We start from the raw sequence: 23,716 nt of genomic DNA, 5'->3' as shown, positions 1-23,716 counted from the left end.
ACACCGGAGGACTCACAGGACATGTCACCAGGACCAACGGGGCCGTTGGGCACCGACTTCGATGTAATGACCAGCGTGGCCGGCCGGATCGAGGGCCTCAACGACGACGTCCGGGCCATGCTGCAGACGTTCATCGGGAAGATGAGCAGCGTGCCGCCGTCGGTGTGGGGTGGCGTGGCCGCGGTGCGGTTCCGCGATGTGGTCGACCGCTGGAACGGTGAATCGCTGACGCTGCACACCTCACTGAGCCGGATCGCCGAGACCATCCGGACCAACGAGCGCACGTTGCGCGCCGCGGCCGATGCCCACGCGCAGCGCCTCGGCACCGTCGGCGACGGTATCTGATCGGAGCCCACGATGGACAACGTCTTGTCATACAACTTCGGTGAGATCGAGTACTCGGTCCGCCAGGAGATCCACACCACCTCCGGCCGCTTCAACGCCGCACTCGACGAATTACGTGCGCAGATCGCACCTCTGCAGCAGGTGTGGACCCGTGAGGCGGCGCAGGCCTATGCCGTCGAACAGGCTCGCTGGAACCGGGCCGCGGCGGCGCTCAACGAAATCTTGTTCTCGCTCGGCAATGCGGTGCGTGACGGTGCCGACGAAGTGGCGGCCACCGACCGCAGCGCGGCCAACGCGTGGGGAGCGTGAGGGGGGCGGGAAGAACCTGTGCGGTCCCGGTCGGAGGAGAGGACGATCGGGACCGCACACTTGCGGTCTAGCGGCCCGAGCCGGAGTCGTTCGAACGGCGGGGACGGCGGTGTCCGCCGCGCTGTCCGCCGCCGCCGGACCCGGACCGGGCCGTCGGCGCACCGCCGCCGTTGCGGGAAGACCCACCGGGACGGTTGCGCCGGGGCTGGCCGGACTTGCTGGGCTGGCCGGACTTGCCGCCGGTGCGCCGCGGCGCCGCAGCGGCCTGGGCAACCGGCTCGGGACGGATGGGGTCACCGAAAACCCGGTCGCCGGGGGCGATCTGACGTAGCACCGGATGGTCGGTGCCCTGCACCCGGGTGATGGTCGGCTTGACCCCGGCCTTGCGGGTCAGGCTGCGCACATCCGAAACCTGCGCATCGTGCATGAGCGTCACCACGGTGCCCTCGTTGCCGGCCCGGGCGGTCCGGCCGGACCGGTGCAGATACGCCTTGTGCTCGACGGGCGGATCGGCGTGCACGACCAGGCTGACGTCGTCGACATGGATGCCGCGGGCAGCGATGTCGGTGGCGACCAGCACCCCCGCCGAGCCGTCGGAGAACGCCGTCAGGTTGCGGGTGCGGGCATTCTGGGAAAGATTGCCGTGCAACTCAACTGCCGGGATGCCGCGTGAATTGAGTTGCCGGGTGAGATTTTTGGCACCGTACTTGGTGCGGGCAAAGACGATGGTGCGTCCCGGCGCGGCGGCAAGGTCGGCCACCACGCTGATCCGTGTCGAATTGTCCACGTGCAGCACGTGATGCACCATCGCGGCGACCGGGGACTGGGCGGAGTCCACGCTGTGTACCACCGGGTTGTGCAGGTAGCGGTCCACCAGGACATCCACCCCGGCATCGAGGGTGGCCGAGAACAGCAGGCGCTGGCAGTTTTTCGGGGTCCGGTCCAGCAGTCGCTTGACACCCGGCAGGAAGCCGAGGTCGGCCATGTGGTCGGCCTCGTCGAGCACGGTGATCTCGACCGAGGACAGGTCGGCGTGGCCGGACTTCACATGGTCCTCGAGACGGCCCGGGCAGGCGATCACGATGTCAACACCCTGCTTGAGCGCGGCAATCTGCGGGTTGGGGCCCACTCCGCCGAAAACGTTGATCGAGCGCAGTCCGGTGGCCTTGGCCAGCGGGGCCAGCGAGGCCTCGATCTGGGTGACCAGCTCGCGGGTGGGCGCCAGGATCAGCGCGCGGGGCCGCTTCGGTGCCCGGCCGGTGCCGCTCGTGGCGAGGCGGGCCACCAGCGGCAGCAGGAAAGCATAGGTCTTGCCGGAACCGGTGCGGCCGCGGCCGAGGACATCACGGCCGGTCAGCGAGTCGGGCAGGGTGGCGGCCTGGATCGGGAACGGGCTGTGCACCCCGTTGGCGGCCAGCGTGGCCACGATGGGTGCGGGCAGGCCGAGGTCAGCAAAAGACGTCTGGGCAGACAAAAACAAACTCCGAAGAAAGTGGGCGGTTGTCCTGCCCGGCGCGGGTGAATCCCACGGCGCTGAAATGATGATCGAGATTGCGGCAGAGGCAGAACAGGCAAGCCGCGACGACCCCAACCATACCGGGTGGGGGTGGAATCCGGAGATTTCTGGCGGCTGACCTGCGGGTGGTTTCCATCACAGGTCAGGCCGGTCAACTATCCTGGCGGGTGAATGCCATACCCATGGCCCGACGCCGGGAGAGATGATCGCCGTGGCCGCATCGAGGAACGCGGGAGGCCGGATTTCGACCCGGGCACTGCCCGCGAAGGTGCGTGCCATCCACGACCTTTTCGTGGAAGGTCAGGTAGATGCCGATTCCCTGGATGCCACGCCGGTGCGCCGCGTCATCGTCGAGAGCTGGCAGCGCAGCCTGGCCACCGGCGTCGACCCTGATCTGGGCACCCGGGCGGCGGCGGCCGCCGCGGCACTGACCGAGCTGCGCAACACCCATCCGCTGGCCCCCACCCTGCCGCTGATCCGTCGCCTCCTGGTCGATGACGCCGTCGACTCCGGGGTGCTGGTGGCGATCACCGCAGCCGACGGCACCTTGCTCTGGGTCGAAGGTGACGCGGGCGCGCGGCGCAAGGCCGAGGCGATGAACTTCGTGCCGGGTTCCGACTGGAGCGAGCGGACTGCCGGGACCAACGCACCCGGCACCGCGCTGGCCCTGGATCGCGAACTGCAGATCCTCGGGTCCGAACACTTCTCCCGCACCGTGCACTCCTGGAGCTGCACCGCGGTGCCCGTACACGACCCGGCCACCGGGGCGCTGCTGGGCGCCATCGACCTGACCGGTGGTTCCAAGGTGGCGTCGCCACAGACGTTGGCGCTGGTCAGAGCCACCGCGGCGGCGGTGGAGAACCAGCTGGCACTGCTGCGGCTCACCGCGCCCGTCGTCCCTGCCGCGCAGGAAGGCGCGCGGCTGACGGTGCTGGGCGCCGACCGCCCGCGCTGGCGGGTGCCTGACGTCGCCGGCCGGAGCCAGGACAGTGTGCTGACCGGGCGCCACGCCGACATCCTGGTCCTGCTGATCCGCCACCCCGAGGGGCTCAGTGCCGATCACCTGGCGATGCTGCTCGACGACAAGGACCTGGATGTGGTGACGGTGCGGGCCGAGGTGTCGCGGTTGCGCCGGGTCATCGGCAGCACCTACATCGAGTCGCGGCCCTACCGCCTGATGGCGCCGGTCGCCAGCGACATGGGCGACGTGTTCGGCGCACTGCAGGCGGGCGATGTCGCGGCTGCCCTGGACGCGTATTCGGGGGCGTTGTTGCCGCAGTCGGTGTCACCGGCCATCGCGCGCTTGCGCACCGAGCTGAGCGCCAGTGTGCGCGAAGCGGTGCTGACCGGTGCTGACCTGGGTCTTTTGCGGCGGTGGCTGGCGTTGCCCGACGGCCGCGACGACCGACAGGGCTGGCGGATGTTGCACGACCATGCCCAGGCCGATCCGGTGGCCAGGGCACAGGCCCGCGGCCACCTGGCCGGCATCGACTCTGAGCTGGGCTAACCCGGCCGGCCGGCCGCCTGCAACGTCACTTTCGAACGGTGCAACTGTGCTGCAACCTACTGCTGACTACCTTTAGTGACGACCGACACATCTGGTGTCCGATGCAGGAGATTGCCATGACTGTTTATGCACGTCCGGGTGCCGAAGGCGCCCTGATGTCGTTCGAGGCCCGCTACGACAACTACATCGGTGGCGAGTGGGTGGCTCCCGCCGAGGGGCGCTACTTCGAGAACCCGACGCCGGTTACCGGCCAGGTGTTCTGCGAGGTGGCCCGCTCCACCGAGGCTGACGTCGAAAAGGCGCTGGACGCGGCCCACGCGGCCGCTCCGGCCTGGGGTAAGACCTCGCCGGCCGAGCGGGCCGTCATCCTCAACAAGATCGCCGACCGGATCGAGGAGAACCTCGAATCCGTCGCGCTGGCCGAGTCGTGGGACAACGGCAAGCCGATCCGCGAGACGCTGAATGCCGACATTCCGCTGGCGGTCGATCACTTCCGGTATTTCGCCGGCGTGCTGCGCGCTCAGGAGGGCTCGCTCTCGCAGATCGACGAGGACACCGTCGCCTACCACTTCCATGAGCCACTCGGTGTCGTCGGCCAGATCATCCCCTGGAACTTCCCGATCCTGATGGCGGTGTGGAAGCTGGCCCCGGCACTGGCCGCCGGCAACGCCGTGGTCCTCAAACCTGCTGAGCAGACCCCGGTTTCGGTGCTCTACCTGATGTCGCTGATCGGTGACCTGCTGCCCGCCGGTGTGGTCAACGTGGTCAACGGGTTCGGTGTCGAGTGCGGCAAGCCGTTGGCCTCGAGCAACCGGATCGCCAAGATCGCCTTCACCGGTGAGACCACCACGGGCCGGCTGATCATGCAGTACGCCAGCCAGAACCTGATCCCGGTGACGCTCGAGTTGGGTGGCAAGAGCCCCAACATCTTCTTCTCCGATGTGCTGGCCGCCGCCGACGACTTCCAGGACAAGGCCCTGGAAGGGTTCACCATGTTCGCCCTGAACCAGGGTGAGGTGTGCACCTGCCCGTCACGGTCGCTGATCCAGGCCGACATCTACGACGAGTTCCTCGAACTGGCCGCCATCCGCACCAAGGCCGTGCGGCAGGGGGACCCGTTGGACACCGAGACGATGATCGGTGCGCAGGCCTCCAACGATCAGCTGGAGAAGATCCTGTCCTACATCGAGATCGGGAAAACCGAAGGTGCTCAACTGATCACCGGTGGTGAGCGGGCCGATCTCGGTGGCGATCTGGGCGGCGGCTTCTACGTGGCGCCGACGATCTTCACCGGGCACAACAAGATGCGGCTGTTCCAGGAGGAGATCTTCGGCCCCGTGGTGGCGGTGACCTCGTTCACCGATTACGACGACGCCATCTCGATCGCCAACGACACCCTCTACGGTCTGGGCGCCGGTGTGTGGAGCCGCAACGGCAACACCGCCTACCGCGCGGGCCGCGACATCAAGGCCGGGCGAGTGTGGACCAACTGCTACCACGCCTACCCCGCGCACGCGGCGTTCGGTGGCTACAAGCAGTCCGGCATCGGCCGGGAAAACCACAAGATGATGCTCGATCACTACCAGCAGACCAAGAACCTGCTGGTGAGCTACGCCAACAAGGCGCAGGGCTTTTTCTGACGAGCGCTTGCGCGAGGAACCGACAAGCCCAGTAGCCCCCTGAACCACCGTCGAGTGTGGAGCTGTTGCGGCATCTGACCCGCACGCCCGCAACGGCTCCACACTCGCGGTACCTGTTGTGGAACAACTGAATACGGCAGAAGCCGTCGGCCATCCGACGGCGGCTTCGCTGTGTCCGCCGGTGTCTCGATCAATGTGGTGGAGCGAAATCGCTTGTGGCGCAGTCTATAGCCAAGGTGTCTTCGCTCGCTCGCACCAGTTTCCCGTTGGGGTGGACAGAGTGGTGGCGGAGGGTGATACTCATCTAGTCAAAGGTTGAGAAACCTACCTTTAACGTCGTGTCGACGGGTGACCGGTCAGGCTGCACGAAGCCGGACCTACATGCGAACAGCTTTGTCAATGAAGGAGTTTGAAATGGCGGGTGTGGACGAACACCTGGAGAGTGCTGACTATCTGAACAAACGTCAGCTCAAATCCGGAAGCGCCGGATGGCTGCTGTTGGCCGGCCTCGGCGTGAGTTACGTGATCTCCGGCGATTTCTCGGGCTGGAACTTCGGCCTCGCCCACGGCGGCTTCGGCGGGCTGCTGATCGCGGTGGTGGTCATCGCCACCATGTACTTCTGCATGGTGCTGGGCCTGGCCGAACTGTCCTCGGCGCTGCCCGCGGCCGGCGGCGGCTACACCTTCGCCCGCCGTGCCCTCGGGCCGTGGGGCGGTTTCGCCACCGGCACCGCGATCCTGATCGAATACTCGATCGCGCCCGCGGCCATCGCCACCTTCATCGGCGGCTATATCGAGTCGCTCGGCCTGTTCGGCATCCACAAGGGCTGGTGGATCTACCTGGCGGCCTTCGTCATCTTCATCGGCATCCACCTCGCCGGTGTCGGTGAGGCACTGCGGCTGATGTTCGTCATCACCGCCATCGCCCTGCTGGGTCTGGTCATCTTCGCCGTGAGCGCCATCGGAAGCTTCGACGTCGCCAACCTGACCGACATCGCCCCCGACGCCGCGGCCGCAGGCGCGAGCAGCTTCCTGCCCCACGGATACCTGGGCATCTGGGCTGCCATCCCGTTCGCCATCTGGTTCTTCCTGGCCGTCGAGGGTGTGCCGCTGGCCGCCGAGGAGACCGCCAACCCTGAGCGCAACGTGCCCCGCGGCATCATCGCCGCCATGACGGTCCTGATCATCACCTGCGTCGCAGTGCTGTTCCTGACCACGGGAGCCGGTGGCGCAGACGCGATGTCGACCGTCGACGATCCGCTGGTGCAGGCCCTCGGCGGTGGCGGGTTTGCCGCCAAGGCGGTCAATTACATCGGCCTGTTCGGGCTGATCGCGAGCTTCTTCTCGATCATCTACGCCTACTCGCGGCAGACGTTCGCGCTGTCGCGGGCCGGCTACCTGCCCACCTCGCTGTCGGTGACCAACAAGCGCAAGGCCCCGACGCTCGCCTTGATCGTCCCGGGTGTCGTCGCGTTCCTGCTGTCGCTGACCGGACAGGGCGACCTGATCCTGAACATGGCGGTGTTCGGCGCGGCGTTGAGCTACGTGCTGATGATGGTCAGCCACATCACCCTGCGGGTGCGCGAGCCCAACATGCCGCGCCCGTACCGCACCCCGGGCGGCATCGTCACCACGGGCTTCGCCCTGGTCATCGCGGTCGTGGCGGTGATCGCGACCTTCGTGGTCAGCCCGGTGGCCGCGGGTCTCTGCCTGGCTGTGTTCTGCGCATTCATGCTGTACTTCGCGTTCTACAGCCGCCACCGCCTGGTGGCCAACTCGCCCGACGAAGAGTTTGCGATGCTCGCGGAGGCGGAGAGTGACCTGAAATGAAGTACCACCAGCAGGTCTCGGGGGTGAACTACAGCTTCGACGGTCTGGTCGAGGTGATGGCCAAGGCCACCCCGCTGCGCTCCGGCGATCAACTCGCCGGCTGCGCGGCCGAGCACGACGGTGAGCGCGCTGCGGCCGCCTGGGTGCTCGCCGACCTGCCGTTGGAGGTCTTCCTCAACGAGGAGCTGGTGCCGTACGACACCGACGAGGTGACCCGGCTGATCATGGACAGCCATGATCGCCAAGCCTTTTCGGAGATCTCACACCTGACCGTCGGCGGGCTGCGGGACTGGCTGATGGACACCGCGGCCCATGATCACAGCCCCGAGCGGCTGGCCGCCGTCTCCCCGGGGCTGACCCCGGAAATGGTTGCGGCGGTCAGCAAGATCATGCGCAACCAGGATCTGATCGCGGTGGCGGCCGCCGCGGAGGTGACTGCGGCGTTCCGGACCACCGTCGGCGCCCGCGGCACCCTGGCCACCCGGCTGCAGCCCAACCATCCCACCGACGACCCGCGCGGGATCGCGGCGGCGGTGCTGGACGGGCTGCTGCTGGGCTGTGGTGACGCGGTGATCGGGATCAACCCGGCCACCGACTCGCCGCAGGCCACCGCCGACCTGCTGTACCTGCTCGATTCGATCCGCACCCGCTACGACATCCCCGCCCAGTCCTGTGTGCTGTCGCATGTCACCACCACGATCGGGCTGGTCGAGGCCGGGGCGCCGGTGGACCTGATGTTCCAGTCCGTCGCGGGCACCGAGGGAGCCAACTCCGCATTCGGGGTGAACCTGCAACTGCTGCGCGAGGGCAACGAAGCGGCGCGCAGCCTGCGCCGCGGCACCGTCGGCGACAACGTCATGTACCTGGAGACCGGGCAGGGCTCGGTGCTCAGCTCCGGTGCGCACCTCGGGGTCGGCGGCAAGCCGGTGGATCAGCAGACCCTGGAGGCCCGGGCCTACGCGGTGGCCCGCGACCTGCAGCCGTTGCTGGTCAACACGGTCGTCGGGTTCATCGGGCCGGAGTACCTCTACGACGGCAAGCAGATCATCCGGGCCGGTCTCGAAGACCACTTCTGCGGCAAGCTGCTCGGCCTGCCGATGGGGGTGGATGTCTGCTACACCAACCACGCCGAGGCCGACCAGAACGACATGGACAACCTGTTGACCTTGTTGGCCGCGGCGGGAGTGGCCTTCGTCATCACCGTGCCAGGCGCCGATGACGTCATGCTCGGCTATCAGAGCCTGTCGTTTCACGACGTGCTGACCACCCGGCGCACGCTCGGGCTGCGACCGGCCGCCGAGTTCGAGGCGTGGCTGCGCAGCGTCGGCATGGTCGACGACTCCGGCAAGCTCACCCCGTTCGACCTGGAGCGTTCGGTGCTGCGATCGCTGACCTCCGCGGAGCCGTCATGAGCGCGAACGAGGTTGCAGTTCAAGAGTTTTGGGATGAACTGCGCAAGACGACGCAGGCCAGGATCGGGCTGGGGCGGGCCGGAACCGCGCTGCCCACCCGCCGGGTGCTGGAACTGGCCGCGGCGCACGCTGCTGCACGCGACGCCGTGCACGTGCCGTTGGACACCGACCAACTGGTGACGGCTGTCCGTACCGTCGGCATCGGTGAGCCGGCGGTGGTCACCAGCCGCGCCGCCTCACGCGACGAGTACCTGCGTCGCCCGGATCTGGGCCGCGAACCCGCCGACGGCATGCAGGTGCCCGACACCCCGGCCGACATCGGCTTCGTGCTCGCCGACGGGCTGTCGCCGACCGCGCTGGACCGCCACGGGGCCACGCTGCTGAAGGCACTGGTGGCCCAGTTACAGGACCGCTACTCCCTGGCGCCGCCGGTGATCGCGACGCAGGCCCGGGTCGCGCTCGGGGATCACATAGCAGCCCAGGCCCACATGCGGACGGTGCTCGTGATCATCGGGGAGCGGCCCGGTCTGAGCGTCGCCGACAGCCTCGGCATCTACCTCACCCACTTGCCGATGCCCGGCCGCACCGACGCCGACCGCAACTGCATCTCCAACATCCATCCGCCCGACGGGCTCGGCTACGCCGAAGCCGCGCGGGTGGCAGCCGGATTGGTCGACGGGGCGCTGGCGCTGGGTCGCTCCGGCGTTGACCTGAAAGACACCTCCCGTACCTCGGCGCTCACCAATCCGACCATCGCCGAACTCACCTGACAGGAGCCCTGATGCCCGCACGCGCACCGCTGTCCCTTCTCGTCGCCGCGGTAACCGCGTTGAGCATTTCCGGGTGCGGGGCCGAGTCGCCGCAGCCGTCGGACACCTCCGAGAAGGCTTCGGCGACCCCGGCCGCCGACTGCCGAACCCTGGCCGAGAACCCCGGCTGGTACGGCGACAACCGGGACCGCATCGACGCCATGCTCGCGGAGTTGGGCACCTGCGGGGCCACCGGCTCGGCCACCGACGGTGCGCCGCTGGCGCTGTTCGACTGGGACAACACCGTGGTCAAGAACGACATCGGCGATGCCACGTTCTTCTGGATGGTGCGCAACGGCAAGCTGCGGGCGCCTGCCGGCGGTGACTGGTCCACCACCAGCCCCTATCTCACCCCGCAGGCGGCAGCCGCGCTGTCAAAGGCGTGCGCTGCGGCCGAGCCCGGCCGGCCGATGCCGACCGATACCGACCTGGGCTGCGCCGATGAACTGGTGTCGGTCTACACCGACGCAGAGACGCGGGCCGACGAGCCGGCTTTCGCCGGGTTCAACGCTCGCCGGTTCGAGCCGTCGTACGCGTGGGCGGCGCAGATGCTGGCCGGCTGGCCCGAATCGGAGCTGACGGGTTTTGTCGAGGCGGCGCGCAAGGAGAATCTCGCAGCGCCCGAGGGCACCGAGCAGAAGGTCGGCAGCGGTGACGAGACCGGCTGGGTGCGGTACTACCCGCAGATGCGCGATCTGGTGGAAACGTTGCGCGCCAACGGTTTCGACGTGCGCATCATCTCCGCGTCGGCGGAGCCGGTGGTGCGGGTGTGGGCGGCCGAGCTCGGTTTCACCCCGGACAAGGTGATGGGTGTGCGCACCGAGCGTGACGGCGATGTCCTGACATCCAAGCTGGTGCCGTGCGGCGGCGAGACAGCCATCCCGTACATCGAGGGCAAGCGGTGCCGGGTCAACGAGGACGTCTTCGGCGTCACGGGGTCTGCTGCGTTCGAGCAGCAGTCCGAAGCCGAGCGCGCGGCGTTCGCCGCCGGGGACTCCGACACCGATGTCACGTTCCTGACCGACGCGACGGCGCTGCGCCTGGTGCTCAACCGCAACAAGACCGAGTTGATGTGCACGGCCTACGACAACGCCGACGGTCGCTGGCTGGTCAATCCGATGTTCATCGATCCGAAGAAGAAGCAGGATGAGTCGTACGAGTGCGCGACCGAGGGCTACATCGAGCCCAGCGGTAAGGAAGGACCGCTGCACCGTGCCGACGGCAGTGTGGTGTCCGACCAGCAGGACTCGGTCTCGTAGGCCGACGCCAGGTGCTGACAAGGCCGACAAGCCGCGTTTTGACCTGCACGGACGCGCACCGGTAAGCTGCTCCGTTGGTGTGCGCTGCCTTTTGTGGGGCAAGCGGGTCCCGGGTCAACGTCGGTCGCCGGGATGCGGTAGCACACTCACCTGACCGGCACCCGAAACCCGAGAATAAGAGGTAAGCGCTGTGCCTACGTACACGCCGAAGGCGGGTGACACCACGCGCCAGTGGTACGTCATCGACGCCCAAGACGTGGTGCTCGGCCGGCTCGCCGTCGAAGCAGCGAAGCTGCTGCGCGGCAAGCACAAGCCGACATTCACGCCCAATGTCGATGGTGGCGATTTCGTCATCGTCATCAACGCCGAGAAGATCGCCGTCAGCGGCGACAAGCTCACCAAGAAGTTCGCTTACAGCCACTCGGGTTACCCGGGCGGTCTGCGCAAGCGCACCATCGGTCAGCTGCTGGAGAAGCACCCGACCCGCGTCGTCGAAAACGCGATCCTCGGCATGCTGCCCCACACCAAGCTCGGTCGGCAGATCCAGAAGAAGCTCAAGGTCTACGCCGGCCCGGATCATCCGCATGCCGCGCAGCAGCCGGTTCCGTACGAGATCAAGCAGGTGGCCCAGTGACCGAAACGATTGAGAACGGCAGTGAGAACACCGGGGTCGTCGAAGCCGTGACCGAGAGCGTCGAGGTGGAGCAGGAGCACCGCGAGCCGGTCATTATCGACCGTCCGATCCAGACCGTGGGCCGCCGCAAGGAAGCCGTGGTCCGGGTGCGTCTGGTTCCCGGCACCGGTCAGTTCAACCTGGACGGCCGCACCCTGGAGAACTACTTCCCGAACAAGGTGCACCAGCAGCTGATCAAGGCCCCGCTGGTGACCGTCGACCGCCTTGAGCAGTTCGACATCTTCGCCCACCTCGATGGTGGCGGCCCCTCGGGTCAGGCCGGCGCGCTGCGTCTGGCCATCGCCCGTGCGCTGATCCTGGTTCAGCCCGAGGATCGTCCGGCACTGAAGAAGGCCGGGTTCCTGACCCGCGACCCGCGTGCCATCGAGCGCAAGAAGTACGGCCTCAAGAAGGCCCGCAAGGCGCCTCAGTACAGCAAGCGCTGATCTGTCGCCGTTACGGCCGAACGAACCCGCCGGGTGTGTCGCGTACACACCCGGCGGGTTTGTTTTGGGCCCCGAAACTTGCATCGGTTTCTACGTCGGGGCTGTTCACGCTCGGTTTCGACGACCCTGCGGGAGAAACCGGCGCTTTCCTTCCCCAACTTTTCTGCGGATTCGAGGTTTGAGCTTCGCGATCGCGTGGAAGCCCACTGCCCGGAGAGGCGGGGCCGCTTTGTGTCAGCAGAGTTGTGCCCGCAGGACCTTCCTGCCACCGGTAGACGTCGTGTCGACGTCGGGGGGGCCGGGTGCCGCTTTCTCATCGGAAGGAGTAATTGTGGGGAACTTCGTGAAGACGGCGACTGCGGGCGCGATGCTCGGCGGGTCACTGCTGTTTACCGTCGGCCTGGGAATCGCCCATGCGGTGCCCGACACGGTCGGCGACGGCAAGGTGAATCTCACGCTCGGCAATGTCTCGGTCCTGGAGAACGTCGAGGACGCCGCGGCCGCCCAGATCGCGGCGGGGGTGTGCGAGAACACCGACACCGCATCGCTGACCACCGCCGTTCAGGGGGTCGACACGAACGGCACCGACCACGTGGTCTGCACCAACAACCTCGGGACCATCTCGTTCAGCCAGAACGGCCCCACGGAGCGGCCGGGTAGCGCCTCGCAGGGCATGACACCGCACAGCCCGGCTCCGACCATGACCCCTGCCACGGAGGCGCCGGGAAGCGCTGACGGCAGCTAGCGATTTCTCACTGATCCCCGCCCGCGAGTGCAACCGCGGGCGGGGATTCGGTGTCACGAGCGGGTATCGATCTGGCCGCGGGATGGACGCTGACCTCGTCGGTTGTGTTTCAGGCAGCCAATTATGAGAAGTTTAAGGGCATGGGTCGACTGTTCGGCACCGACGGGGTGCGCGGAGTCGCCAATCGCGATCTGACTGCTGAACTGGCAGTTGCACTCGGTTCGGCGGCAGCACGGCGTCTCGGCAATTCCACGGGCAGTGGCCGTCGGCTCGCCCTGGTGGGCCGGGATCCACGGGCCAGCGGCGAGATGCTGGTGGCAGCGATGCTGGCCGGCATCGCCAGTGAAGGGGTCGACGTCCTGCGGGTCGGCGTCCTGCCGACCCCGGCGGTGGCCTACCTGACGAGTGCTTACGACGCCGATTTCGGCGTGATGATCTCGGCCTCGCACAACCCGATGCCCGACAACGGCATCAAGATCTTCGGTCCGGGCGGGCACAAGCTCGACGACGCCGCCGAAGACCGGATCGAGGAGCTGGTGAACGGCGGTCCGGGGCTGCGTCCGACGGGCGCGGGCATCGGCCGGGTCCTCGACGCCGACGACGCGCTGGACCGCTACCTGCGCCACGTCGGCAAGGCCGTCACCACCCGGCTGGACGGTCTGACCGTCGTCGTGGACTGCGCGAACGGTGCGGCGTCCGCGGCCGCTCCACAGGCCTACCGGGCCGCTGGAGCCAACGTCATCGCGATCAACGCCGAGCCCAACGGGCTCAACATCAACGACGGCTGCGGGTCCACCCATATGGAGGTGCTGCAGGCCGCAGTGGTCGAGCACGGCGCCGACCTGGGTCTGGCCCACGACGGCGACGCCGATCGCTGCCTGGCGGTGGATGCGGCAGGCCGGGTCGTCGACGGCGACGCGATCATGGTCGTGTTGGCGCTGGCGATGCAGGAAGCCGGCGAGTTGGCCTCGGACACCTTGGTGGCCACGGTGATGAGCAATCTGGGATTGCACCTGGCCATGCGTGCGGCCGGGATCGACGTCCGTACCACGGGTGTGGGGGACCGCTACGTTCTGGAGGAGCTGCGGGCCGGCGAGTTCTCGCTCGGCGGTGAGCAGTCCGGCCACATCGTGTTGCCCGGTTTGGGCACCACGGGGGACGGCATTGTCACCGGGCTGCGGCTGATGTCACGGATGGCGCAGACCCGTTCTACCTTGGCCGCCCTGGCCGAACCGATGCAAACGCTGCCGCAGGTTCTGATCAACGTCCAGGTGGACGACAAGGCTGCGGTGGCCCAGGCGCCGTCCGTGCAGTCCGCGGTGGCCCAGGCCGAGGCCGAACTCGGCGACACCGGGCGAATCCTGTTGCGGCCCTCGGGCACTGAGCAGGTGGTTCGCGTGATGGTCGAGGCTGCCGACGAGAACACGGCCCGGCTGCTCGCGGTGCGGGTGGCCGAGTCGGTAAGCGGTCAGTCGGCCTGACGAGCGCTCGCGCGAGGAACATTCAGCCCCGAGGGAACCCGATAAGGGCTGGCTGCGTCTAAACCGGGCATGGGAGATGTAACTGCCGCGCGTGTCGACGCTGAGGCGCTGCTGCAGGTGGCGCGACAGTACGGTGCCGCCGCCGAAATCATCGAGTCCGCTGCCCAGGTGAGGCTTCGGTTCGACGGCGCGAGGGCAGGCCGGGAACACATCGCGTCGGGTGACTCGCTGCGTACGGCACTCGATGAACGGATCACGTCGTTTCACCAGTGGGCCCGGGCGGCGGGGGAGGTTGCCGCGGTCCTGAGAAGCACCACCGACCGATATCTCGCCGCGGACGCCTGCGCGGCGGCGCGGGTGGGCTGAGGCGTGGTTCAAACCGGTGATGTCGCAGGGCGTTTGGATCAGGGGCAGCCTGCGGTCGAGACTCTTGCCGAGTTCGTCTGGGCCTGCGCGCTTTTGGGCTATCAGCATCCCGACCTCACGCTGCATGCCGGTCAGGTGCACGACTGGTACGCCACAGAGGATGGCCTGGATCTGCGGACCCTGGAGTCGGACTGCGCAGCGTTGACGGCGGCTGCTGCGGCGGCCGAGCAGGCACTGCGGCTGCAGGACGCTCAGCTGACCACACTCGACCAGGCGTGGCAGGGGCGCGGTGCGCAGGCCGCGCGTGAGTTTCTGCACCGCCATGGTGGCGCGGCCGGACAGGCCGTCGCCGCTGTGCGAGGAGCTGCCGATACCCTGGCGTCGCTGCGTGAGCAGCTGTGGCGGGCGGTCGACACCAAGGTGGCCGCAACGGAAAGCATCGAGGCGCGATGCGCGGCCCAGCGCCAGGACTGGCTGGCCGCGGCGCGCACCGTGCGGACGGGGATCGGCGACCGGGACCTGGCCAGTGAACTGATCGACGCGCAGGTGAAACCCTTCGTGGCCAACGACATCGGCGCCGACTGGGTATCCGCGATGCGTTCGGCGACCGCCGCGGTGTCCGACGCCTACGCCGCGGCAGTCGCCGCGCTCTCCCACGGACCGGCTCCGGCGTTCGAGATCCCCGGCGATCTCGGCCCGTCATGGACGCCGCGGATCGGTGCGGCGGTGCCGGTGGATCGACCCGTGGGCGGTGCCCGCACCGTTCCGGCGGGGTTCGTACCGTCGTCCGGTTCCGGCCCAGCGCCGTGGGTATCGCCGGTCGGCTCGACGGGCACCGCGCCGCCGATCGGTCAGATGCCCTCTACTGCACCGGCCCTCACCCCACCGACGATTGGCTCGGCCGCGGTGCCGGACTCTGCCGTGCCGCCGGCCGGCAGTCCCACAGCGGCTGATCCGGCGGCTGGATGGGGTTCGCCACTGGGCGGCGGACTGCCCGGGGCCGGGTTGTCGGGCCTGGGATCCGGGACGTCGGGCCTTGGCCGGCAACTCGCCGACCTGTTCGGCGGGCTGATCGGTTCAACAGAGGGCTCGCTGGGGTCGAGCGCCGACACCGCGCTGCCTGAGCGGCCGGACCCACCAGAAACCTCTGACGCGGTCGACGACGCGGACGGTGCGGACGATCCCGACGAGGAAGACGTCGGACCGGACGACGACGCAACAACGGAAGATGTTGCGGCTGAAGAGGACAAGACGTCCGACGAGGACCCTGCCGCCCCGGAGGTCGAGGCGGTTTCGGCTGACGTGCCCGGTTCTGTGCCCGCTGAGACCACCGTCGATGATGCGGCCGAACCGCCGCCTGTCGCCGCCGCTGCCCCCGGCGTCCCGGTCCCGCCTGCCGGGGAGGCGGTGGCACCGGCCGGCGGGACACCGTGTGCGATCGCCGCCGACGAGCTACCGCAGGTCGGCGGCTAGCCCGGGCTGCGCCGCGTCCTGCGCGGGATTTTCGATCCCTGCCAGTGGGACTCCGGGAGTCAGGGTGCTGCCCGGGGTGTTAGACCTGGTTGTGACGTGAAGCACAGGTGCCGCGAAAATATCGGAGGGTCTTTCGATGACGATGGAATCCGAGTGTGAGGTGCGCCAGATAGAAGCCGAAGCGCCTCCGGGACGCTTCGCCCGTGGCTGGCACTGCCTGGGCTTGACCCGCGATTTCGGCGATGGGAAACCTCACGGGATCAACGTGTTCGGCCAGAAGCTCGTGGTCTTCCGGGGTGGTGACGGCAGGATCAATGTGCTCGACGGATACTGCAGGCACATGGGCGGTGACCTGTCGCAAGGCCAGGTCAAAGGCAACGAGATCGCCTGCCCGTTCCACGACTGGCGGTGGGGCGGTGACGGCCGCTGCAAGAACGTGCCGTACGCCAAACGCACTCCCCGTCTGGCCCGCACCGCCTCCTGGACGGCCCTTGAGCAGGACGGGATGTTGTTCGTCTGGAACGACCCCGAGGGCAAACCGCCGCCGGCCGACGTGACGATCCCGCGCATCGCAGGCGCCACCAGCGATCAGTGGACCGATTGGCATTGGTACACAACGGTCGTCAACGCCAACTGCCGCGAGTTGGTGGACAACGTGGTCGACATGGCCCATTTCTTCTACGTGCACGGATCACTGCCAACGCACTTCAAGAACATCTTCGAAGGCCACATCGCAACGCAGTACATGAACGCCGATACCCGGTCCGACCGCGGGGATGTCGGCGGATCGACCATGCTCGGCACCACCTCGGTGGCGTCCTATTATGGGCCGGCTTTCATGATCGATGATCTGACCTACCATTATCCCGACGCCGACCATCACAGCGTGCTGATCAACTGTCACTATCCGATCGACGCGAATTCGTTTGTCCTGCAATACGGCATCATCGTGAAGAAACCCGAAGGAGTGTCCGACGAGCTGGCTTTGCAGAGCGCCGTCGCGCTCGGCGACTGGGTCAAGATCGGCTTCGAACAAGACGTGGCGATCTGGAAAACCAAGGCCCGCATCGACAACCCGCTGCTGTGCGAGGAAGACGGGCCGGTCTATCAGCTGCGCCGATGGTACGAGCAGTTCTACGTCGACGCCGCGGATGTGGCCGCCGACATGGTCGACCGGTTCGAATACGAGATCGACACCACGAGTGCGCAGCACGCCTGGAACCAGGAGATCGAGGACAACATCGCTGCCGGCGTCGCCACCCAGTCGGTGCCATGACCGTCCGCTCAGATCCGCGGCTCGTTGAAATGCCGATGATGCCGGTGTCGTGCGGTCGTTGCGGAGCCGTCGTACTGGCACGGAAGAGCAGTTGGCAGCAGACCAGCGTGCAGTGGAATGCCGCGGCGACCGGACTGTGCCGGCAGCGTCGTGACGCGACCGCGCTCGCCGGCCACAGCGACCGCGGTCTGTTCCTCGGCTGCGATTCGATGCGGGATTCGGTCTCGGCCGCCGCGAGGGACGGTGCATTGCCGGTGGCAGACGGTCGGCGTTGACAACCAACGTGGTCACCCGACGCCCCGATTTCTGGGTCAAGATGGTTCGATGAGCGCGACCAAGACCGTCAAGACCGGGCCCGGTCGGCCCGCGGGTATCGACAGTGGTGACACCCGGCAACGGGTCATCGACGCCGCCTGCCGGTGCTTCGCCCAATTCGGCTACGGTCCGGCCACCAACAGCCAGATCGCCGAGACGGCCGGCGTCACGGCCGGCTCGGTGTATTACCACTTCGGTACGAAAAACAAGCTGTTCGAAGCAGTTTGCGACGACGTCTACGGCAAGATCCTGGCCAGCGCCGCACCGGCGATGGCCGGGCCGCGTTCGATGGAGGAGTTGCTGCGCGCGGCGCTCACCGAATCGATCAGGATCAACCGCGAGCATCCCGACCTCGCCGGTTTCGTCGCCACCGCTCCGATCGACGCCCGTAGGCACCAGGAGCTGATCGCGGGTTTTGCGCGCCAGGGAGCCCGGATGACCGACGCGCTCGCGCGGTCGGTCGTCGAGGGACAGCGCGCCGGGCTGATCTCCGCCGAGTACGACCCGGTTCAGGTGGCCCGGGTGATCAGTGCGATCGTCGACGGCTTCGCCCATGCAGCGGCCGTCACGGAACCGGCAGAGATGGATGGCGTGAACCGGCTGTTCGAATCGCTGCTCCTGAACGCCGAGGCCCGCAATCGCCCAGCTGCCAGGTCTGTGGGTTCTAGCGAGTGAGCTCCACCAGCTCCTCGCAGAACTTCACGGTCTCGGCGCTGTCGGTGGCCAGCGGGTGCACGAGCATCGTGGTGACCCCGGCCTCGGCGTAGGCGGCCAGGCGTTCCTTGACGAAACCCTTCGGCCCGACCAGCGAAATGTTGCGCACCAGGTCGTCGGGCACCGCCGCGATGGCCTCGGCCTTCTTGCCGGCCAGGAACAGGTCCTGGATGTGGTCGGCCACCTCACCGTAGCCGTACCGGGTGGCCAGCTTGTGGTAGAAGTTCTGCCCGCGGGCGCCCATGCCGCCGATGTACAGTGCCAGTTGGGGTTTCGCCCAGGCGAGCCGGTCGTCGACGTCGTCGCCGATCGCCAGGCTGGCGCTGACCATGACGTCGAGCGGTCCCAGCGCCGGATCACGCTTGGCGGTCCCGGCCCGCAGGGCGTCGCCCCAGACGTCGTCGGCCTTCTCCGGGAGGTAGAACACCGGCTGCCAGCCCTCGGCGATCTCGGCTGTCAGCTCGACGTTCTTCGGCCCCAGTGCGGCGATCGTGATCGGGATGCGCTCCCGGACAGGGTGATTGATCAGGTGCAGGGACTTGCCCAGGCCGGTGCCGCGGTCGGCGGGCAGCGGCAGCTGGTAGTACTTGCCGTCGTAGTCGAGGTTCTCGCGGCGCCACACCTTGCGGCAGATCTCGACGACCTCGCGGGTGCGGCCCAGCGGCGCGTCGAACGGCACCCCGTGGAAACCTTCGATCACCTGCGGGCCGGAGGTACCGAGGCCGAGGCGGAACCGGCCGTCGGACACATAGTCGACGCCGGCCGCGCTCATGGCCATCAGGGCCGGCGTGCGGGTGTAGATCGGGACCACGCCGGTGCCGAGCTCCATCGTGGAGGTCTTGGCGGCCAGGTAGCCGAGCTGGCTGATCGCATCGTAGGAGTACGCCTCGGCGACCAGGGCGATGTCGACGCCCACCTTCTCCAGTTCGACGACTTGGTCGGCTGCTTCTTTGAAGCCGCCGGCATAACTCAGGAAGATGCCAGTGCGCATCGCAGGAGTGTAGCAACCCAACCAGTTGGTTGGGTGAGGGTGTCTCCGCGGCTATGTGATCAGTTACGGATACGCGGATAACTCCGTCGGGCGTCAGATCGTCTCGTCCCGGCACGCCAGGGCTGCCGCCACGAACTCATCCCGCAACGGGTTGTCCGTGTCGGCCTTCCAGATGAGCGTCACCCGGGAGGGCCCCACATCCTCGATCGGCACGGCCTTCACGTCGGGTCGACGGTAGTAGGCGGTGGTCGATCGGGGCAGGATGACGAAACCCTCATGCGCGGCAACATGTTCGAGCTTGTCCTCCACGGAACGGAACTCCTCGCGCGGTGGTGCCCAACGCTGGCCGGGCCCGACGAGGTCCGTCTGCCACCCCGGAACCATCGCGGGATCCGGCAGCAACAACACCCGTGACGTGAGATCCGCCAACCGCACCGATGCGCGCCCCACCAGATCGTCGTCGGCGGGCAGCACCGCGTCCATCGGTTCTTCCAGGAGCGGGGCGCTCCCCAACCCGCGGTGGTCGACGGGCTCACGCGCGTAGACCACATCCACCTCGCCGGACCTGACTAGCTCGGCCTGCTCGTGCCACGGGATTTGACGCACGACTGCACGGCGGCGAGGGTCGCCCGCCTCGAACGCCGCGGCTGCGGCTGTTGCCCGCAACCCCGCCATCACTCCGACCGTCACGGTCACCGGGTGTCCGGCGGCGCGAGACAAGCGCCGCCGCAGCGCGTGCGCGTCGTCGAGCAGAACCTTGGCGTCCTGCAGAAGCTGCGCGCCAATGGACGTCAGCTGGGTACCGGTCGAGCCGCGGACGAGCAACTGAACCCCGAGCTCACTTTCGAGCGTGCGGATCTGGCGCGAGAGCACGGGTTGCGCGATGTGGAGACGCCGGGCTGCCCGGCCGAAATTGAGCTCCTCGGCGACCGCGACGAAATACCGCAGCTTGCGCAGGTCGAGGTCCGGCGTGCTCATACCCCGAGGGTATCGCCGGACGACGAAAAGAGTCTTGGACGACGGTGGTCGATCGCACCCACAGTGGACTCATGAACCTCAAGAACGCGCGGGTCCTGATCATCGGTGGTACCTCCGGCATCGGACTGGGTGTGGCGGCAGCGGTCGCCGACCGAGGCGGCATCCCGATCGTGGTGTCGCGCAACCAGTCCAACGTCGATCTGGCGATTGCCGGACTCGGCGAGAACGCCCGCGGGATGACTGTCGACCTCACCGACCCCGCCTCGCTCGGCCACCTCGTCGACGAGGTCGGACCGATCGAGCACCTGGTGTTCAGTGCGGGGGAGCCACTCACAATGGTCGGACTGGCTGATCTCACCCCTGCGACGATCACCGAGTTTCTCGGCACCCGTTTCATCGGGCAGTTGCAGGCGGTCCGCGTGTTCGCACCGACGATCACGCCGGGCGGCTCGATCACGCTCACCAGCGGCACGGCTGCCGACAAGCCCGGCCTGGGAGTGCTGCCCACCGCCGTCTGCGGCGCGATCAACGCCATGACCAAAGCGCTCGCCGTCGAACTCGCGCCGTTGCGCGTCAACACCGTGGCGCCCGGTCCGATCCGGACACCGCTGTGGTCGGCGCTCGGTGAGGCGGATCGGGAGGCCGTGTACGAACAGTTTGCGAGCAATCTCCCCGTCGGCCGGATCGGCGAACCGTCCGACACGGCGCTGGCCTACGCCTACCTGATGGAACAGGAGTTCGGTACCGGTGTGGTCCTGACGGTCGATGGCGGTGCCACCCTGGTGTGACGCCCCGTCACGGCTTGAGCAGCGCCACCACCTTGTCCTCCAGGGCCACCGGATCGGCATTCGGGTCGGCCGTTTCGGTGTGGGGCAGCGCAACGTCGGGGTCGGCGAAATCGCGGTAGGTCTTGTCGCCGGTCAGCGTGGCCAGCAAGTATCCGGTGAGCAGTGCGCGCACGATCTTCTGGGTGTCTTTGTCGGCGCCGGGCAGTCCGAAGAATCGGGCCAGGCGGCGTCCCTCGACCAGGCCCCCGGCCTGTGCCTTGCTGACCGTCCGCAGCGTGGCGCCGTCCCAGGCCCGGGCCAGTTCCACGGCGTTCGAGCGCAACGTGATCTGGTCGCCCGGGGCGGTCAGGACCAGGCCCGGCACCTTCAGCGTCGATGCGGGTTGTTCGGCCGGCGGCGTGGTCACCGTGGGAAACAGTGACACCACGGCCTTCGGGTGGTGTGCGTCACCGCCCATGCCCGCGGCGGCGAACACTGCCGCCGACCCGCCGAAGCCGTGGCCCACCACACCCCGCTTGCCCGGGTGCACGCTGATCTTGCCGGTACCCAGCCGCACCCCGGTGATGATCTCCAGGGCCGCGCCCAGGTCGAAGGCGAAATTGAGCACCGAGGGTGCCACGCCCTTCTCGGTGTCGGGTGCCGCGGCCACGATGCCCCACGACGCGAGGTGCTCCAGCGTGTGCGCGTAGTTGCCCGCCTGTGCCATCCAGTCGTGGCCGAACACCACACCGGGCAGATTCAGGCCGGACTCCGGCGTGTACACGACGCCGGGCACACCGGCGAAAGCCAGGTCGCCGCGCAAGACGCGATGCGGTCCGCGACGGGTCAACCCTGAAAAGAGCTTCTTTGTGCTGGCCACGGGTTGACCGTAGCGCAGGGCCACCGCTGCGCGTGATATGCGTCAAACGGCGTCGCGCGGAAATCGGGCCAGGGCTCCGACTGCACTACCCTGGGACCCTATGTGTGGAATCGTCGGCTACGTCGGGACGCGCCCGGCCCGCAACATCGTGGTCGACGCGCTTCGCCGCATGGAATACCGGGGCTACGACTCCGCGGGAATCGCGCTGATCGATGGCAACGGCGGGTTGACGGTGCGACGCCGCGCGGGCCGGCTGGCCAACCTGGAGACCACCCTCGCCGAGACTGACGATGGCGTGCTGACCGGCAGTACCGGCCTCGGCCACACCCGCTGGGCCACCCATGGCCGCCCCACCGACCGCAACGCCCACCCGCATCGCGACGCGGCGGCCAAGATCGCCGTCGTCCACAACGGCATCATCGAGAACTTCGCCGTCCTGCGCGCCGAACTGGAAGCCGACGGGGTCGAGTTCGCCAGCGATACCGATTCCGAGGTTGCCGTGCACCTGGTGTCGCGGCAGTACACCAGGGGCAACACCGCGGGCGATTTCCCGGCATCAGTGCTGGCGGTGCTGCAGCGCCTGGAAGGCCACTTCACCCTGGTTTTCGCCAACGCCGACGATCCGGACACGATCGTGGCCGCGCGCCGGTCCACCCCGCTGGTGGTCGGCATCGGTGACGGCGAGATGTTCGTCGGCTCCGACGTGGCGGCATTCATCGAACACACCCGGCACGCCGTGGAGCTCGGCCAGGACCAGGCCGTGGTGCTGACCGCCGGCGGCTACCGGATCACCGACTTCTTCGGCCGCGACGATCTGCAGGCCGGCCGTGACTACCGCGAGTTCCACATCGACTGGGATCTCGACGCCGCCGAAAAGGGTGGATACGACTACTTCATGCTCAAGGAGATCGCCGAGCAGCCCGCCGCGGTCGCCGACACCCTGCTGGGGCATTTCGTCGACGGCCGCATCGTGCTCGACGAGCAGCGCCTGTCCGATCAGGAGCTCCGCGAGATCGACAAGGTCTTCATCGTCGCGTGCGGCACCGCCTACCACTCGGGTCTGCTGGCCAAGTACGCCATCGAGCACTGGACCCGGCTGCCCGTCGAGGTCGAGCTGGCCAGCGAGTTTCGCTACCGGGATCCGGTGCTGGACCGCAGCACCCTGGTGATCGCGATCTCGCAGTCCGGCGAGACCGCCGACACCTTGGAAGCGGTGCGGCACGCCAAGACGCAGAAGGCCAGGGTGCTGGCGATCTGCAACACCAACGGCAGCCAGATCCCGCGCGAGGCCGACGCGGTGCTCTACACCCGGGCCGGGCCGGAGATCGGCGTGGCGGCCACCAAGACGTTCCTGGCCCAGATCGCGGCGAACTACCTGGTGGGGCTGGCCCTGGCGCAGGCCCGTGGGACCAAGTACCCCGATGAGGTCGAGCGCGAGTACCACGACCTTGAGGCCATGCCGGAGGTGATCGACCGGGTGCTGGCCGGCATCGATTCGGTGGGGCAGCTGGCGCAGCGGTTCGCGAAGTCGCCCACCGTGCTGTTCCTGGGCCGCCACGTCGGCTACCCGGTGGCGCTGGAGGGCGCGCTCAAGCTCAAGGAGCTGGCCTACATGCACGCCGAGGGTTTCGCCGCCGGTGAGCTCAAACATGGCCCGATCGCGTTGATCGACGAGGATCTGCCGGTGATCGTGGTGATGCCCTCGCCCAAGAACGCACAGATGCTGCACGCCAAGCTGCTGTCCAACATCCGCGAGATCCAGGCCCGTGGTGCGGTGACCATCGTGATCGCCGAGGAGGGTGACGACACGGTGCGGCCCTACGCCGATCACCTGATCGAGATCCCGGCGGTGTCAACGCTTTTCCAGCCGTTGCTGTCGACCATCCCACTACAGGTGTTCGCGGCCGGGGTGGCCCGGGCACGTGGGTATGACGTCGACAAACCGCGCAACCTGGCCAAGTCCGTCACGGTCGAATAGGCGCTG

At 67.8% G+C, this 23,716-nt stretch carries 23 protein-coding genes; 19 read left to right on the top strand and 4 right to left on the bottom strand.

The window, feature by feature from the left end:
* Positions 1–21: 21 nt before the first annotated feature.
* Complete coding sequence (locus tag BKG60_RS26695; RefSeq protein WP_070187094.1) at positions 22–345, top strand: WXG100 family type VII secretion target; 324 nt, start codon at positions 22–24, stop codon at positions 343–345.
* 12 nt (positions 346–357) lie between these two features.
* Positions 358–654, top strand: a complete 297-nt coding sequence (locus BKG60_RS26690; RefSeq protein ID WP_070187095.1) for a WXG100 family type VII secretion target — start codon at positions 358–360, stop codon at positions 652–654.
* A gap of 67 nt (positions 655–721) precedes the next feature.
* Here the strand turns inward: BKG60_RS26690 and BKG60_RS26685 are convergent, their stop codons facing one another.
* Positions 722–2,128 (bottom strand): DEAD/DEAH box helicase, encoded by a 1,407-nt coding sequence (locus tag BKG60_RS26685; RefSeq protein WP_070944237.1) that lies wholly within the window; start codon positions 2,126–2,128, stop codon positions 722–724.
* Between the two features lie 244 nt (positions 2,129–2,372).
* Between BKG60_RS26685 and BKG60_RS26680 the strand changes: the two genes are divergently transcribed.
* From BKG60_RS26680 to BKG60_RS26610, 15 genes are all read left to right on the top strand, one after another.
* Positions 2,373–3,677 (top strand): helix-turn-helix domain-containing protein, encoded by a 1,305-nt coding sequence (locus tag BKG60_RS26680; RefSeq protein WP_120765042.1) that lies wholly within the window; start codon positions 2,373–2,375, stop codon positions 3,675–3,677.
* A gap of 116 nt (positions 3,678–3,793) precedes the next feature.
* Entirely contained in the window at positions 3,794–5,317 is a 1,524-nt protein-coding gene (adh, locus tag BKG60_RS26675; RefSeq protein WP_070187129.1) for an aldehyde dehydrogenase, read from the top strand.
* A gap of 414 nt (positions 5,318–5,731) precedes the next feature.
* Positions 5,732–7,147, top strand: a complete 1,416-nt coding sequence (eat, locus tag BKG60_RS26670; protein WP_070944358.1) for an ethanolamine permease — start codon at positions 5,732–5,734, stop codon at positions 7,145–7,147.
* On the top strand, positions 7,144–8,559 hold the full coding sequence (locus BKG60_RS26665; protein WP_070944236.1) for an ethanolamine ammonia-lyase subunit EutB: 1,416 nt from the start codon (positions 7,144–7,146) through the stop codon (positions 8,557–8,559). Before eat ends, BKG60_RS26665 begins: the two co-directional genes overlap by 4 nt.
* The gene (gene eutC / locus BKG60_RS26660; RefSeq protein WP_070944235.1) at positions 8,556–9,329 is read left to right on the top strand and encodes an ethanolamine ammonia-lyase subunit EutC; all 774 of its coding nucleotides are present in this window, start codon (positions 8,556–8,558) and stop codon (positions 9,327–9,329) included. The genes BKG60_RS26665 and eutC overlap by 4 nt, the downstream gene beginning before the upstream one ends.
* Positions 9,330–9,340: 11 nt before the next feature.
* Entirely contained in the window at positions 9,341–10,627 is a 1,287-nt protein-coding gene (locus BKG60_RS26655; RefSeq protein WP_070944234.1) for an HAD family hydrolase, read from the top strand.
* A gap of 190 nt (positions 10,628–10,817) precedes the next feature.
* Positions 10,818–11,261 carry a 50S ribosomal protein L13 gene (gene rplM, locus BKG60_RS26650; RefSeq protein ID WP_070187101.1) on the top strand — a complete coding sequence of 148 codons (444 nt, stop codon included), beginning with the start codon at positions 10,818–10,820 and terminating at the stop codon, positions 11,259–11,261.
* 47 nt (positions 11,262–11,308) lie between these two features.
* Positions 11,309–11,746 (top strand): 30S ribosomal protein S9, encoded by a 438-nt coding sequence (rpsI, locus tag BKG60_RS26645; RefSeq protein WP_110765051.1) that lies wholly within the window; start codon positions 11,309–11,311, stop codon positions 11,744–11,746.
* Between the two features lie 331 nt (positions 11,747–12,077).
* On the top strand, positions 12,078–12,491 hold the full coding sequence (locus tag BKG60_RS26640) for a hypothetical protein (RefSeq protein WP_239251639.1): 414 nt from the start codon (positions 12,078–12,080) through the stop codon (positions 12,489–12,491).
* A 140-nt stretch (positions 12,492–12,631) separates the two neighbouring features.
* Positions 12,632–13,972 (top strand): phosphoglucosamine mutase, encoded by a 1,341-nt coding sequence (gene glmM, locus BKG60_RS26635; RefSeq protein ID WP_070187131.1) that lies wholly within the window; start codon positions 12,632–12,634, stop codon positions 13,970–13,972.
* 69 nt (positions 13,973–14,041) lie between these two features.
* Positions 14,042–14,338, top strand: a complete 297-nt coding sequence (locus BKG60_RS26630) for a type VII secretion target (RefSeq protein WP_070187102.1) — start codon at positions 14,042–14,044, stop codon at positions 14,336–14,338.
* A 3-nt stretch (positions 14,339–14,341) separates the two neighbouring features.
* Complete coding sequence (locus BKG60_RS26625) at positions 14,342–15,811, top strand: hypothetical protein (RefSeq protein WP_070944233.1); 1,470 nt, start codon at positions 14,342–14,344, stop codon at positions 15,809–15,811.
* Positions 15,812–15,947: 136 nt separating this feature from the next.
* Positions 15,948–17,087, top strand: a complete 1,140-nt coding sequence (locus BKG60_RS26620; RefSeq protein WP_070187104.1) for a 3-ketosteroid-9-alpha-monooxygenase, oxygenase component — start codon at positions 15,948–15,950, stop codon at positions 17,085–17,087.
* Complete coding sequence (locus BKG60_RS26615; protein ID WP_070187105.1) at positions 17,084–17,362, top strand: ferredoxin; 279 nt, start codon at positions 17,084–17,086, stop codon at positions 17,360–17,362. The genes BKG60_RS26620 and BKG60_RS26615 overlap by 4 nt, the downstream gene beginning before the upstream one ends.
* A gap of 49 nt (positions 17,363–17,411) precedes the next feature.
* On the top strand, positions 17,412–18,077 hold the full coding sequence (locus BKG60_RS26610) for a TetR/AcrR family transcriptional regulator (protein WP_070944232.1): 666 nt from the start codon (positions 17,412–17,414) through the stop codon (positions 18,075–18,077).
* On the opposite strand, the gene BKG60_RS26605 is transcribed toward BKG60_RS26610, so the two are convergent.
* Together BKG60_RS26605 and BKG60_RS26600 are read right to left on the bottom strand one after the other, a co-directional pair.
* Entirely contained in the window at positions 18,067–19,107 is a 1,041-nt protein-coding gene (locus BKG60_RS26605) for an LLM class F420-dependent oxidoreductase (protein WP_070944231.1), read from the bottom strand. The genes BKG60_RS26610 and BKG60_RS26605 overlap by 11 nt on opposite strands.
* Before the next feature lie 93 nt (positions 19,108–19,200).
* On the bottom strand, positions 19,201–20,085 hold the full coding sequence (locus BKG60_RS26600; protein ID WP_070187108.1) for a LysR family transcriptional regulator: 885 nt from the start codon (positions 20,083–20,085) through the stop codon (positions 19,201–19,203).
* 71 nt (positions 20,086–20,156) lie between these two features.
* On the opposite strand from BKG60_RS26600, the gene BKG60_RS26595 reads away from it, so the two are divergent.
* Positions 20,157–20,873, top strand: coding sequence for an SDR family oxidoreductase (locus tag BKG60_RS26595; RefSeq protein WP_070944230.1), 717 nt, complete (start codon positions 20,157–20,159; stop codon positions 20,871–20,873).
* A gap of 7 nt (positions 20,874–20,880) precedes the next feature.
* On the opposite strand, the gene BKG60_RS26590 is transcribed toward BKG60_RS26595, so the two are convergent.
* Positions 20,881–21,732, bottom strand: coding sequence for a dienelactone hydrolase family protein (locus BKG60_RS26590; RefSeq protein ID WP_070944356.1), 852 nt, complete (start codon positions 21,730–21,732; stop codon positions 20,881–20,883).
* 100 nt (positions 21,733–21,832) lie between these two features.
* Here BKG60_RS26590 and glmS point away from each other — a divergent pair, with 100 nt between their 5' ends.
* Positions 21,833–23,710: a glutamine--fructose-6-phosphate transaminase (isomerizing) gene (gene glmS, locus BKG60_RS26585; protein ID WP_070187110.1), complete on the top strand. Its 1,878-nt coding sequence runs from the start codon at positions 21,833–21,835 to the stop codon at positions 23,708–23,710.
* Positions 23,711–23,716: the final 6 nt, after the last annotated feature.

The organism is Mycobacterium syngnathidarum, assembly GCF_001942625.1.
In the GTDB taxonomy this organism is placed as follows: domain Bacteria; phylum Actinomycetota; class Actinomycetes; order Mycobacteriales; family Mycobacteriaceae; genus Mycobacterium; species Mycobacterium syngnathidarum.
Note: the sequence above shows the minus strand (reverse complement) of the source record. Positions and strands in the feature narration are given on the sequence as shown.